Below are 12,746 nucleotides of genomic sequence, written 5' to 3'. Positions count from 1 at the left end.
ATTAATTAACTTAATAATTATATATATTGTTTGGGTCATTATCAGGGTCAATCTTCGTAACAATTGCATCCCCCCACAAATCTTCCAATGCATAAAAGTCTCGTCTGTCTTTACGAAATACATGCGCCACAACGTTCACGTAGTCCATCAAAATCCATTCCTTGTTATCCTTGCCTTCTTTGTGCCAGGGGTTCTCCTGAATATGCTTATACACTACTTCTTCAATTGATTCACTTATTGCATCTACCTGATTTACAGTGTTCCCAGAACAAATGACAAAGTAGTCAGCTATTGATTGATTGATTTTCTTTAGATCTAACACCACCACGTCCAACGCCTTCTTTTCCAACATCCCTTCTACTACAATTTTGCTTAATTCCTTAGAACTAAGCTCTACTTTAGTTATTTTCATCCTTTATAGTTAATTTTGCCATAAAATTACAAAAAATATTTGCATAACCTTACACTCAATACATTATTCGTAGGTAAACCTGTCATACACCTGCCAACCTGTCACTCAACTAACACTTATGCTCGCAATTTGGCAGCAAAAGAGAGAGTTGTTGAGGGGACAGTCATCCTTACTTCGGAGCAAACTGCGGGGAGGGGACAAATGGGGAATCGTTGGGAATCGGAGCCTTATCAAAACATGACATTGTCTATTGTATTATGTCCGACTTTTCTAAAAATAAGTGAACAATTTCACTTGAATATAGCCATTTCACTAGGCATATACAATTTTTTAAATCAATATTTAGATGACGGATTAAAAATCAAATGGCCCAATGATATCTTGTACAACCATTATAAGTTAGGGGGGATTCTGATTGAAAACGTCATTAAAGGACAATACATAGAACATGCCATTATAGGCATAGGGCTCAACATTAACCAAGGGGGCTTTCAAACTCCAAAGGCTTCCTCGTTAAAACTTCTAACTGGGCAACATTATTCATTAGAAGAATTGATACCCAAACTATTGAAATCTATAGAAGAAACATACTTGAGACTGAGACAATACCAGGTGAATGACTTGAAAAATGAGTATTTAGGTTGTTTATTTAGGTGGGACAAGAAATATACTTTTAAAAGCGACGTTTTATTTGAAGGAAAAATTGTAGGAATTGATGAATACGGTCGTTTATTGGTAGAAGGTGAAACGCAAGAAGTAAAGGCTTATAATTTTAAAGAAATAGCTTTTATTTACTAAGTTTAGCTATATTTTCTATTAAGAGCTTAAGTTTTTCTCTGGAGTTAAATGGTACAAGTTGTTAAACTGACTAAGTATACCTTTGCCTTTAACCAAAGTGATTGGTAAAAGTACTGCTTGGTGTCAGCACTTGAAAATCACTTTTTTAGCCCATTTTATAAAACTTTAAACAAACGCTCATACCTCAGGGATTACCCAAATTCAAGCAATCAAAAATATTACTATATTAAAAATAAAAAGTGCTTATGTTAAAAAGGTGTACATTTTTGATTTTTATGCTGCTAATGCTGTGTAAAGCACAGGCACAAGATGCCCAGTTTTCTCAGTATTATGCTGCACCGCTGTATATCAACCCTGCATTTGCCGGGTCAGATCACACACCTCGTTTGGTGCTTAACTACCGCCGTCAATGGCAAGGTTTAGACGCCTCCTTTACTACTTACTCTGGGTCTTTTGACCATTATTTTGAAAACTTCAATAGTAGCATAGGGCTGATATACACCTATGATGAGATAAGTAATGGGGGTACGGCTACACAAGATGTGGGTTTACAATACGCTTATGAAATGGACTTAGGGCAATGGTGGTTGTTTGGAATAGAAATGCCAAAAATGCTGCGAATGGGTTTGCAAGGGTCTTATGTACTAAGAAGTAGTGTGTCTAACCTTACTTTTGGCGATCAGTTTGATAACAACGGAATAATATCAAACACCAGTAATGATCCTACTACGGCTGTAGGTGGTGTTAATTATGCCAATGTAGCTGCTGGTGCCTTGTTGTACGATGAGTACATGTGGTTAGGCTTTTCTGCCCATAACCTTACCCGTCCTAACCAAAGCTTTTTGGCAAACGCTGAGGGGGAATCCAGGCTACCTATCAGGTATACATTACAAGCCGGAGTAAAAATACCTATTGGGGAATCGGATAACTGGCGCGACAAGTACCGTTCTGGCTATAGAGAGATGAGTATCAGCCCTACCATATTATACAAACATCAGGGAGGCTTTGATCAATTAGATGCTGGTGTTTACTGGACCTACTCACCTTTTACATTAGGTTTGTTTTATCGTGGTTTACCTATCAAAAAGGTGGATCAGTTGGTGTCTAACAATGAATCACTAATTGCCATGGCAGGACTTAGGCTTAGAAACTTTTCGTTGGGCTACAGTTATGACTTTACTATTTCTAAGCTTACTAACACTGCTACTACTGGGGTGCACGAAATTTCTTTGCGTATTAACTTTATATCATCCGAAAAGTGGGGGGTCAAAAGAAAACTCAGTGGAGGCTTACCTTGTCCTAGTTTATAGTTAAAACTACACAACTCGACAAACAGGTACTACTTTTTTATTAGATTACTTGGTTTTTCCATTTTACATCACATTACCAAGCATTATAAAGACAAAAACCACTTGAGGCTCAGGCTTCAAGTGGTTTTTGTTTGAATATTATCAACGTTTATTTTCCTCCGTTGTCATCATCATTATCGTTGTCATTATCGTTGTCATTATCATTATCATTGCCTGCTTTGCCCTTCTTTCCTTTACCTTTACGTCTGCCTTTTCGGTTTCTGTTTTTACGCCATTTTTTGTATCTCTTTTTTTGCTGGTCATCAAGCAAACCTTTGATGCCTTGACGACGCGTTTTGTTAATTTCTTTTCTTTTAGCTCTGGCATCTTCTTTAGTCAACTTACCTGCTTTTTTATCAGCACGCAATGTTGTCATCTGATTCTCAGCCGTTAAGTGAATCGCTTTTGCTTTGGTTTGCTGGTCGGCAGTCAGCTTCAAAGGACCAGTCATTCGTTTGGTCAATAAAGTAGCTCTTTCTTCTGCACTTTTCTTTTTCCACTTGCCTTTTCCTTTGCCACGTCCTTGGGCCATTACATTACCTACCACAAACGTAAGTAATACCAATAATGTGATGAGTGTTTTTTTATTTGTCATTGTTCGATAAGGTTTAGAGTATAAATTCAATCAAATTTAGAGTATTTTAAAAATAGTAAATACTTTTAATAAGTTGTACAGAAAACATGAATAAAATGCAATCATTTTTTGGGTGATGAATTGTAAAATTTAATTATTCCATCACTACTGCTCTCTGTCACACTGTTCATTTCCCCAAACGGGTTCACCACATCAACAGTCACTATTATTCGACTAAACAAGCCATAAAAGCGACTAAGTACAGTTTTAGATGTAGCAAAATATTATTTGATGAAGGCACCATGACTCAAATCTCCAAACGATATAAAATTGTACTTATCTTATACATTCCTTAACAATAACAAGGAGTGTATAATATTTTAAGATTTGAGTATTTAGAAGATGGAAAATTTTGCCGATCAATGATTTTACCCAAAAAAAACTAGGTTAAAAACGATTTTCAGCAATGGCAGACTACGAAAAAATCTCATTTTTAGTATGTTAGTATACCATTTTTTTGAATTACTATTCTATATTTGCGCCTTCATTAATATTATATTTAGTATAAGTAATACCGAAAAAATAAAAGAATTTACATGAAACCCGAATACATAATATTTACCGTCCCTTTACTCGGACTTGTGGCGCTGCTCTTCACATTTCTTAGGTCTGCCTGGGTATCCAAGCAAGACGAAGGCACTGACAAGATGAAACGTATAGCTAAGAATATTGCTACTGGAGCTATGGCTTTCCTTAAAGCTGAATATAAGGTATTGGCAATTTTTGTAATAGGAGTAGCTATTGTCTTAGGAATAACTGCCCCAGCAGGTAGTTCGCCACTTATTGCTTTGTCTTTTGTTATAGGTGCTGTATGTTCAGCATTGGCAGGATTTATAGGTATGCGTGTAGCTACCAAAGCAAATGTTCGTACCACCAACGCTGCTCGTACTGGTTTAAGTCACGCCTTAAAAATCGCTTTTACCGGAGGTTCTGTGATGGGACTGGGGGTAGTTGGTTTGGCTCTTTTAGGATTAGGCTCTTTGTTCGCTGTTTATTTTATGGTATGGAATGTAGGAGCAGCTGCCAACAAAGCTGAAGTGTTGACCGTGGTAATCAATGTATTGACAGGATTTTCTTTTGGTGCCTCTTCTATTGCATTATTTGCTCGTGTAGCGGGAGGTATTTATACTAAAGCTGCCGATGTAGGGGCTGACTTGGTAGGTAAAGTAGAAGCTGGTATTCCTGAGGATCACCCTTTGAACCCTGCTACCATTGCAGACAATGTAGGGGATAATGTAGGGGATGTAGCTGGAATGGGTGCCGACTTATTTGAATCTTATATAGGTTCTATCATTGGTACTATGGTATTAGGAGTTGCTTTTATCTCTCCTGCTGGCTTTGGCGATAGTTTTGGTGGTTTATCTGCAGTGTTATTGCCTTTGATGCTGGCTGGCTTGGGTATTATTACTTCTATCATTGGAACCTTTATGGTAAGAGTAAAAGAAGGAGGAAACCCACAACGTGCGCTTAACATTGGTGAGTTTGGCTCTACAGGTATTCTAATTGTTTTATCTTATTTCCTTATTACCAATGTGTTGCCTGCTCAATGGACTACAGGATTTGGGGCTGCAGAATTTACTTATACCTCTACAAATGTGTTTTTTGCTACAATCATAGGTGCCCTGGCTGGTTTATTTATTGGTCTGATTACTGAACACTATACAGGAACAGGAACTGGACCCGTAAAGTCAATTGTACAACAGTCTGCCACAGGTGCTGCTACCAACATTATTGCAGGTTTGGGCGTAGGCATGTACTCTACAGCTATTCCTATTCTTATTATTGCAGCAGCTGTAATTGGTGCTTATGAATTGGCTAACTTGTATGGAATTGCCATTGCTGCGGTTGGTATGTTAGCCAACACTGGTATTCAGTTAGCAGTAGATGCTTACGGACCTATTTCTGACAACGCAGGTGGTATTGCTGAAATGAGTGAGTTGCCAAAAGAAGTTCGCCAAAGAACAGATAAACTAGATGCTGTAGGTAATACTACTGCTGCCATTGGTAAAGGTTTTGCCATTGGTTCTGCTGCCTTGACTGCCTTGGCTTTGTTTAGTGCATTTAAAGTAACTGCAGGCATTGGTATCATTGACGTGTCTCGCCCCGATGTAATGGCGGGCTTATTCATTGGAGGAATGTTACCATTCTTGTTCTCAGCAATGGCTATGCAAGCAGTGGGTAAAGCTGCTATGGCTATGATTGAAGAGGTGCGTCGTCAGTTTAAAGATATTCCTGCCCTCAAAGCTGCGCTTGGCGTAATGCGTAAAAACGAAGGCAAAGAAATGAAAGATTGGGATGAAAAAGACAGAGAAACTTTTGAAAAAGCAGATGGTGTAGCCGAGTTTGACAAGTGTGTGGCTATTTCAACTCAATCATCTATCAGACAAATGATAATGCCTGGCATAGTAGCCATCTTTGCCCCCATTCTTATTGGTTTTGGTGCCAAGTTTGCCGGACGTGACCCTCAGATGTTGGGAGGTCTATTGGCTGGTGTGACTGTAGCAGGAGTATTGATGGCCATCTTCCAGTCTAATGCTGGTGGCGCCTGGGATAACGCCAAGAAAATGTTTGAAGAAGGGGTAAAAATAAAGGTACAAGGTAAAGATCAGATGTTCTACAAAGGCTCTGATCCTCATAAAGCCGCTGTAGTAGGCGATACTGTAGGGGATCCATTTAAAGATACTTCTGGTCCTTCGCTTAACATTTTGCTTAAGTTAATGTCAGTAGTAGCTTTGGTAATTGCTCCTTATTTGGCAACCACCAGTGCTAAGAAAACAGCCCAAGTAACACCTGAAATCAAAAAAGAAATCGTTTTGAAAAAAGATGATGTAAAAAAATATCCAATAGCTAAAGTGGCACAATAAGTCTACCTTATAATATAAAGTCCTTATTTTAAGGGATTTTATTACATCATTCATACATTTTTTTTAAAAAGCCTGAACTTTGTTTCAGGCTTTTTTATTTTTATGCCTCAGAGTTAATAGCAATAATAAATATATACACCTTGCCTACGGGCAAATATTGTATGAAGCGTACCTTGAGCACAACAAGTGTACTCAAACAATAAGTTGTTTTTTGGGTTACACCCGTAAACAGCAACATCTATGTATTATGCCTGTTTTTTATCAAACTTGGTGCATATAAGCCTAATACCAAAAACACCACTATTATACAAAATGACACTGCCTCTATGAGCATTTTAGCCAATTTTCAGGATTTTCTCAACTATACCCCTATTCCAGGCTACAAAGACTTAACGGTCAGCCGTATTCTTGTAGACTTATTTGTATTAATTATCATTTATGCTAGTGCCCGACTACTTATCTCTATCACAAAAAGGCTGTTAGAACGTCGTTTAGCAAAAGTAAAGTCTATAGATAGTGGGAAACGATTTGCCATTTTACAAATCACCAAATACGTTATTTATACCATTGCCATTTCTATTATGCTTAATCGCCTGCACATTGGCTCAGCCATTTTTGCTGGGTCTACAGCATTGTTTGTAGGTATTGGGTTTGGCTTGCAACAAATTGCTAACGACCTTATTTCAGGATTAATTATTTTGTTTGAGGGCAGGGTAAAGGTAGGCGATATGGTAGAAATGCACTCTACTGTAGGGCGAATTAACTCTATTGGCATTCGTACCTCTACTGTAGAAACCCGCGATTCGATAGAAATCATTGTGCCTAACTCTAAGTTTATTTCTGACAATGTGATTAACTGGAGCAGTAACCATAGCGCTGCTACTCGCTTTCAAATTACTGTGGGAGTAGCTTATGGATCTAATGTAGAATTGGTCAAAGAAAAATTAATCCAGTCTGCTTATGCGCACCAAGACATAGTCATAGACACAGAGTTACACCCCAAGCTTGAAAAACCTTATGTACTTTTCAAAGACTTTGGCGACAATAGCCTTAATTTTGAGTTGCATTTTTGGACAGCCAATACTTGGGATATAGAAATTGTAAAAAGTGACTTGAGATTTATCATCGACCAACTTTTCCGTGAAGTAGGCATTACTATAGCGTTTCCACAGCGAGACGTACACTTGACTGTGGACAATGAAAATGTAAATAAGCTCAGGCAAGTATTTGCCAATAAATAACTTGGTCTACTAATACCAAAATCCGCCAGGTCGCCAACGGGGGCGAGAAGCTAACATGTGGGCATATTTTTCGAACAGCAAACGAGAGGCTTCTTCTTCAGATAACTGAAAGACAGGCTCCCCTTTATGTTCCATCGCCTGCAAGCGGGTTATTCGCTCTTCGGTATTGGGGTGACTTCTAAAAATAGAAGGTTCAGGTACTTTATAACCCGGTACAATAACTTGTCGAAACAGATTACCACTGTGATATTCTACTTTTTTTAGGGCAAGCGCCAAACCCATCGGATCATCGGTAAGCAGTGCTGCGTGCAAATCAGCATTGAACTCTCTGGTACGCGACAAAGCTAACTGAAGCAAACCTACCAGAGGAGATGCAAATATGAGTAATAAAATTGCCCACCAGGAAACTCCTACTTCACCTACCAATAATAAGGGTAAATTGATAATGAGCAGGATTTGTCCAATATTGGACAGCAACCCAGTAAGGCGACTCATCATATCAGCTACACTCATTACGCGCATGTCATTATTGCTTATATGACTTACTTCATGTGCCAGTACACCAGCCAACTCTCTTAAGTTCAAGGCTTTTAGCAGCCCATCAGTGATTGCAATATGGGCACTTTTTGGTGTACCCACCGCAAAAGCGTTCATCATAGTACTAGGTACATAGTATAACTTGGGCACGGCCTTTAGTTTTGCTCTTTTGGCCAATACTTGCACTATTTTATGCAAGTTAGGGGCGTTGTAGGGGTCAATTGCGCGGGCTTTGTACATGCGTAAAATTAAAGCAGGTGAAATACCAGGAGCCAACGCCATTAAGAGAATACCCATAATAACTGAAGCAATAACTCCCAATTGACCTGCCAATAAATACCCCAGCAATGCTATTAAACTCAGCATACTAACAAAAAGTATCAATGTATGCAGTTGGTTCCGAGTTTTATGTTGTCCTATAACTTCTTCTGCAAGCATTTAGTGATTATTTTTTTGCTCATCAATATACAGTGTTAACTGTACAAATGGGGTTTTGGTTTAAGTGAAAGTCACCCTATATTATATAGAATTAGTCTAAATAAATATATTTTTGTAGTTTTACATCCTAAATCAACATAAATACAATGACTCATTCCTCCGCTCAAAACCAACAAGAAGTTAAACAAGTTTTCACCGATTTTCTTGAAAAAAAGCAAATGCGCAAAACTCAGGAAAGGTTTGCCATTTTAGAAGAAATATACAACATTGAACACTTTGATGCTTACTCCCTGTATGTAAATATGAAAGAGAAAAACTATAGAGTAAGCAGGGCTACTGTATACAACACACTAGAGCTATTGATAGAATGTGGATTGGTAAAACGCCATCATTTTGGGGCTAATTTTTCGGTGTATGAGAAAGCATACCAATACCGTCAACACGACCATTTGGTGTGTATAGAATGCAAACAGATTTTTGAGTTTTGTGACCCGCGTTTGCAAAATATCCAACAAATGGTAGAAGATATGTATAAATTTGACATAGCCTACCATACCTTGGTTTTCAGAGGCATTTGTGAAGCATGCGAACAAAAAAAAGCAGCTTCTGCCAATAAAACACCCCAAATACCCTCTGATGCCTAAGCTACCCTCCTATGGTTAACATTTTACGAGTCATTGCTATTTGTCCAGCATGGTAAATGTCATGCTTGATCATGCCATGCAATAAAGTATAATAAGTGTAATCCTTGCCTGGCACTTGATCGTCTAGTTGATCATCTAGCCAACCACCCAGTATTTCTACAATTGTTTGCTGGTTATCTGCCAACTGAGATAGCAACTTTTGCCAGGACTCTTCTGTGGATACCTGAATATTTGCCCAATCGTGTATTGTGTTTAATTCAATATCAAACTCGCTGTCTCCTTCCATCTTTTTAACCACAAACTCACGCCAGTTATATATGTGCTGTACTAACTCCCAAATAGAATGGGTTCCAGGGAAAATACGCTGCCTTGCTTGCAAATAGTCTACCCCCTTAAGCAACCCACGCAATGAGGTACCATGCCAGGGTGAGCCATTGCATTCCATTTTAAAAGCATGTTTAATTCGTTGGATTTCTATGTTCATAACTTTCAATATATTGGTTTACTTTGATACAAACAAGGCATAAAATATACCCCTGCGTGTTTCGGCATTTTTTAATACCTTGCCTGAAATTAAACACAGAAAAACAAATCGGCAACCTATAGGGTTGATTAGTTTTAATCAAAAAATCAATATGGCAAATATGCAAGCACTAGTACTGGTAGAAAACGAAAAAATAGAACTGCAATCGGTACCAGTACCCAAACCCAAAGCAGGTGAAGCATTGGTAAAAATAAAAGCCGCGGCACTTAACCACCGTGACCAATGGAGTAGAATTGGAATGTACCCAGGCTTAAAATACCCTTCTATCCTGGGGTCTGACGGTTGTGGTGTAGTAGAAAAAGTACACGATCAAACTGATCAAACCTGGGTAGGCAAAGAAGTCATTATGAATCCCAATGTAAACTGGGGCGATGACCCTCGCTTTCAGTCATATAACTATTCTATTTTGGGTATGCCTACCGATGGTACTTTAGCTGAGTATGTAGTAGTGCCTACCCATCGTTTACACAAAAAACCTGCTCACCTAAGCCCTACACAAGCTGCTGCATTGCCTTTAGCTGCTCTTACAGCTTATCGGGCAGTATTTACCAAAGGGGAAGCCAAACCCGAACACAAGGTATTGGTAACTGGTATTGGTGGGGGAGTCTCGCAGTTTGCTTTTCAGTTTGCCAAAGCATTGGGGTGCAAAGTATTTGTAACCTCAGGTAGTGATGAAAAACTGGAAAAAATGAAAGCTGCCGGAGCAGATGGAACAGCCAATTATAAGGAAGAAAAATGGGAAAAAAGTTTGGTAAAACAGGCTGGGGGTAACTTTGACGTAATAATAGACAGTGGAGGAGGCAAAGGATTTGAAGCTTTGGCAAAAAGCCTGAATCTTGCCGGAACTTTGGTGGTATATGGGGGTACTGCAGGCACTAAGGTTACTTTGCAACTACCCCGCTTTTGGTTTGCGCAAGCAAATATCAAGGGCTCTACAATGGGCAATGACCAAGAGTTTGAAGCAATGGTACAATTTGTTAGCGATCATAAAATAATGCCTATGATTAGCTCAACTCGCCCATTAAATAAAGTAGTAAGTGCTTTTGATGAGATGCATGAAGGCAAACAGTTGGGTAAACTGGTGATTGAAGTGTAACAAGTTTTATTAAATAATACGGTTGGATAGAGCAAGACTATCCAACCATATACTTTGATTATTCTATCACTATTTTTTGAACAACTACACCGCTGGATGATGGCACTTTTGCCAAGTATATTCCAGGCTTTAAATGCAAAACAAAGTGTTGAAGTGCATTTTTACTTAAGCCTGCACTCCACACTTTTTGCCCCAACAAATTATATAACAACACTTGGCTCCCGCTTACATCAGTGCCATTTGCCTTGATATATAATTTGTTTTGGTGCGAGTAGATACTCAATGTATTTGGTGATGCTTCTCCCTCTAACTGCTGACTGCTACGCAATAATGCCCCTTTACTTGTACTGATCTGTACCTGGTCAAATACAGCTACACATTGTCTGTCTGTATTGTTTGAGGTAACCGCCAACCCTACATAGGCTTGCGAGTTCATCGTAATGTATTGCTGTCCTAAAAAATTCCACCCTAAACCATTGGTAGAGTAATGGGCTGTAAACAAGTTGCCTGACCTTTTGAGCTTTAGCCATACTTGTTGGTATTGTTCTACTCTTGAGTTATGGATGCTGCCTGCACCAGTACTAATACGACTCTGAAAATTTGTTCCATTGGCAGATGATAATAAGGCATAAGCATTTTTAGAGTTAGCCGCCAGGGTTTCACGGATCATAATGCCTGCTTTTGCCCAATTGTCTATATTTTCCTGCAAATCGTACACACGGGTAATTATCTCTACATCGCCATTGATAGGTTGGTATACATAACGAAACTGATCGCTGGCATTCCAAATATCATCACCTGCTCCTACCACTGTATACACACCCTTGTAGGCATAAGCATAACTGGGTTTAGTTGAAAAACCAATTTGTTTGGTCTGAAAACCGGACAATGACTTGGCTCCACGGTATGGATGATAAACATAATTATAGCTGTAAGCAGCTTCGGTTTTCAAGAAAGAAAATTTGTTGGCAAAGTCCGAAGCAAAATCGTGACTTGCTCCCCTTACTCCTTTTGTCACCAATTCTTCTTTGTCTACCAAGCTATAATTATAGTGATGCTTGAAAGCTCCTCCTCCTGTATGTACAGGTGCCTGCCCCACATCACCTATATTATATACTATGGCATCGTTGCCTGTACAATGTTGCCCAGCACGATATGCCTCTACCCCGTGTCCATGAGCACCTGTATCAAAACAACTATTGATTACATCGCCATTAGATGACACATATACCTGAGGGTGACTTCCGTTAAAAGCAATTTGGTTTGCTGTATAACGCTTTCCTTCACTATGATAAATGGTGGTCATGGCTCTAAACTTACCATAAGGTGTGCCATCTTTCTGAATACATACTGTGGCACCTTCCCAATCGTGCAGGTGTCTATCAGCCTTGATAATGGCATCGTCATAGGCATGATAAAAACCATACTCTATGAAAATATGGGTATCGGTTTCGGCATAGTTTCCATAAACACTGGCAATCAGGTTGGGGTTATAACTATTGGTAGCTGCCATTGAGCGATTATTGTCAAGGTTCCAGTCTTTGTCATAGTCATACTTGATGATAAAGTCATGCCCTTGATAATATTGATGCGACCAGACCCACCAAAACCCAACTTTTAGTCCAACTTTATCATTACGGGTATCTTGGAATATTTGGGGAGCCCAGTGTTTCATTATATCCAAACGGCTAGTAGACTGACCCACAACAGTTTGTGAGATTAACATTGCAATGAGAACCCATTGCAGCAATTTTACATTTTTCATTTTTATAAGTGTAATATATGTGAGTATTAAAATATGCATATTGTAGTATCCTGTTTTATTTAGGTAGGGGCATAGCAAAGCTGTGTTTTGAAAATGGTACTTTCAAAACCAATGTAAAAAACAGGAAAACTGATAATTAATTTATGGGGTATTAAAATGAGGCAGTGTGAGGTACATTAGACAATACTGAGAAGGGGATACCAAAGACTTCATAAGGTTAATATATTTTAAATATTGGTTAGTATAATTCTACTTTACAATACAAAAATATAATTTTTTATTACAAATTACACTAAAAAGGAAAATAATTGTACAACTCATATTTTCCAAGGCGTACGTTAATAACTAAACCTAGTGCTTTGGGAACTAAGTAGTTTATACACTATTTCGAGTTTATTTTGGTGGCTGTCAAACCTCCAAAAAA

Annotated in this window: 11 protein-coding genes; 6 read left to right on the top strand and 5 right to left on the bottom strand. The window is 38.6% G+C overall.

The annotated features are described in order from the left end of the window. Positions 1–10: 10 nt before the first annotated feature. Positions 11–412, bottom strand: coding sequence for a ribosome silencing factor (rsfS, locus tag Q0954_RS14725; RefSeq protein ID WP_002694246.1), 402 nt, complete (start codon positions 410–412; stop codon positions 11–13). Positions 413–451: 39 nt separating this feature from the next. On the opposite strand from rsfS, the gene Q0954_RS14720 reads away from it, so the two are divergent. Further along, positions 452–1,210: a biotin--[acetyl-CoA-carboxylase] ligase gene (locus Q0954_RS14720; protein ID WP_299458140.1), complete on the top strand. Its 759-nt coding sequence runs from the start codon at positions 452–454 to the stop codon at positions 1,208–1,210. Between the two features lie 245 nt (positions 1,211–1,455). Beyond that, entirely contained in the window at positions 1,456–2,520 is a 1,065-nt protein-coding gene (locus Q0954_RS14715) for a type IX secretion system membrane protein PorP/SprF (protein ID WP_299458138.1), read from the top strand. 148 nt (positions 2,521–2,668) lie between these two features. On the opposite strand, the gene Q0954_RS14710 is transcribed toward Q0954_RS14715, so the two are convergent. Further along, the gene (locus tag Q0954_RS14710; protein WP_299458135.1) at positions 2,669–3,154 is read right to left on the bottom strand and encodes a hypothetical protein; all 486 of its coding nucleotides are present in this window, start codon (positions 3,152–3,154) and stop codon (positions 2,669–2,671) included. Positions 3,155–3,729: 575 nt separating this feature from the next. Between Q0954_RS14710 and Q0954_RS14705 the strand changes: the two genes are divergently transcribed. Beyond that, a complete protein-coding gene (locus tag Q0954_RS14705) occupies positions 3,730–6,057 on the top strand; it encodes a sodium-translocating pyrophosphatase (RefSeq protein ID WP_299458132.1) in 2,328 nt (775 codons plus the stop codon). A 326-nt stretch (positions 6,058–6,383) separates the two neighbouring features. Further along, entirely contained in the window at positions 6,384–7,298 is a 915-nt protein-coding gene (locus tag Q0954_RS14700; protein ID WP_299458129.1) for a mechanosensitive ion channel domain-containing protein, read from the top strand. Between the two features lie 9 nt (positions 7,299–7,307). Here the strand turns inward: Q0954_RS14700 and Q0954_RS14695 are convergent, their stop codons facing one another. Then, a complete protein-coding gene (locus Q0954_RS14695) occupies positions 7,308–8,201 on the bottom strand; it encodes a zinc metalloprotease HtpX (protein WP_299458125.1) in 894 nt (297 codons plus the stop codon). A gap of 218 nt (positions 8,202–8,419) precedes the next feature. Here Q0954_RS14695 and Q0954_RS14690 point away from each other — a divergent pair, with 218 nt between their 5' ends. Further along, entirely contained in the window at positions 8,420–8,917 is a 498-nt protein-coding gene (locus Q0954_RS14690) for a Fur family transcriptional regulator (protein WP_299458122.1), read from the top strand. 1 nt (position 8,918) lies between these two features. Here Q0954_RS14690 and Q0954_RS14685 read toward each other — a convergent pair whose 3' ends face one another. Beyond that, positions 8,919–9,401 carry a DinB family protein gene (locus Q0954_RS14685; protein WP_299458119.1) on the bottom strand — a complete coding sequence of 161 codons (483 nt, stop codon included), beginning with the start codon at positions 9,399–9,401 and terminating at the stop codon, positions 8,919–8,921. Positions 9,402–9,561: 160 nt separating this feature from the next. On the opposite strand from Q0954_RS14685, the gene Q0954_RS14680 reads away from it, so the two are divergent. Next, positions 9,562–10,557, top strand: coding sequence for a zinc-binding dehydrogenase (locus tag Q0954_RS14680; protein ID WP_299458117.1), 996 nt, complete (start codon positions 9,562–9,564; stop codon positions 10,555–10,557). Positions 10,558–10,615: 58 nt separating this feature from the next. Here the strand turns inward: Q0954_RS14680 and Q0954_RS14675 are convergent, their stop codons facing one another. Next, positions 10,616–12,232, bottom strand: a complete 1,617-nt coding sequence (locus tag Q0954_RS14675) for a T9SS type A sorting domain-containing protein (protein WP_299458115.1) — start codon at positions 12,230–12,232, stop codon at positions 10,616–10,618. Between the last annotated feature and the right edge of the window lie 514 nt (positions 12,233–12,746).

This window comes from uncultured Microscilla sp. (genome assembly GCF_947493425.1).
Lineage (GTDB): Bacteria > Bacteroidota > Bacteroidia > Cytophagales > Microscillaceae > Microscilla.
This window is presented reverse-complemented; position numbering and strand designations above follow the sequence as displayed.

Excerpts from the sequence above, each read along its gene's own strand:
- rsfS (WP_002694246.1), bottom strand. The coding sequence starts at position 412 with ATGAAAATAACTAAAGTAGAGCTTAGTTCTAAGGAATTAAGCAAAATT.
- Q0954_RS14715 (WP_299458138.1), top strand. The coding sequence starts at position 1,456 with ATGTTAAAAAGGTGTACATTTTTGATTTTTATGCTGCTAATGCTGTGT.
- Q0954_RS14710 (WP_299458135.1), bottom strand. The coding sequence starts at position 3,154 with ATGACAAATAAAAAAACACTCATCACATTATTGGTATTACTTACGTTT.
- Q0954_RS14705 (WP_299458132.1), top strand. The coding sequence starts at position 3,730 with ATGAAACCCGAATACATAATATTTACCGTCCCTTTACTCGGACTTGTG.
- Q0954_RS14700 (WP_299458129.1), top strand. The coding sequence starts at position 6,384 with ATGAGCATTTTAGCCAATTTTCAGGATTTTCTCAACTATACCCCTATT.
- Q0954_RS14695 (WP_299458125.1), bottom strand. The coding sequence starts at position 8,201 with ATGCTGAGTTTAATAGCATTGCTGGGGTATTTATTGGCAGGTCAATTG.
- Q0954_RS14690 (WP_299458122.1), top strand. The coding sequence starts at position 8,420 with ATGACTCATTCCTCCGCTCAAAACCAACAAGAAGTTAAACAAGTTTTC.
- Q0954_RS14685 (WP_299458119.1), bottom strand. The coding sequence starts at position 9,401 with ATGAACATAGAAATCCAACGAATTAAACATGCTTTTAAAATGGAATGC.
- Q0954_RS14680 (WP_299458117.1), top strand. The coding sequence starts at position 9,562 with ATGCAAGCACTAGTACTGGTAGAAAACGAAAAAATAGAACTGCAATCG.
- Q0954_RS14675 (WP_299458115.1), bottom strand. The coding sequence starts at position 12,232 with ATGAAACACTGGGCTCCCCAAATATTCCAAGATACCCGTAATGATAAA.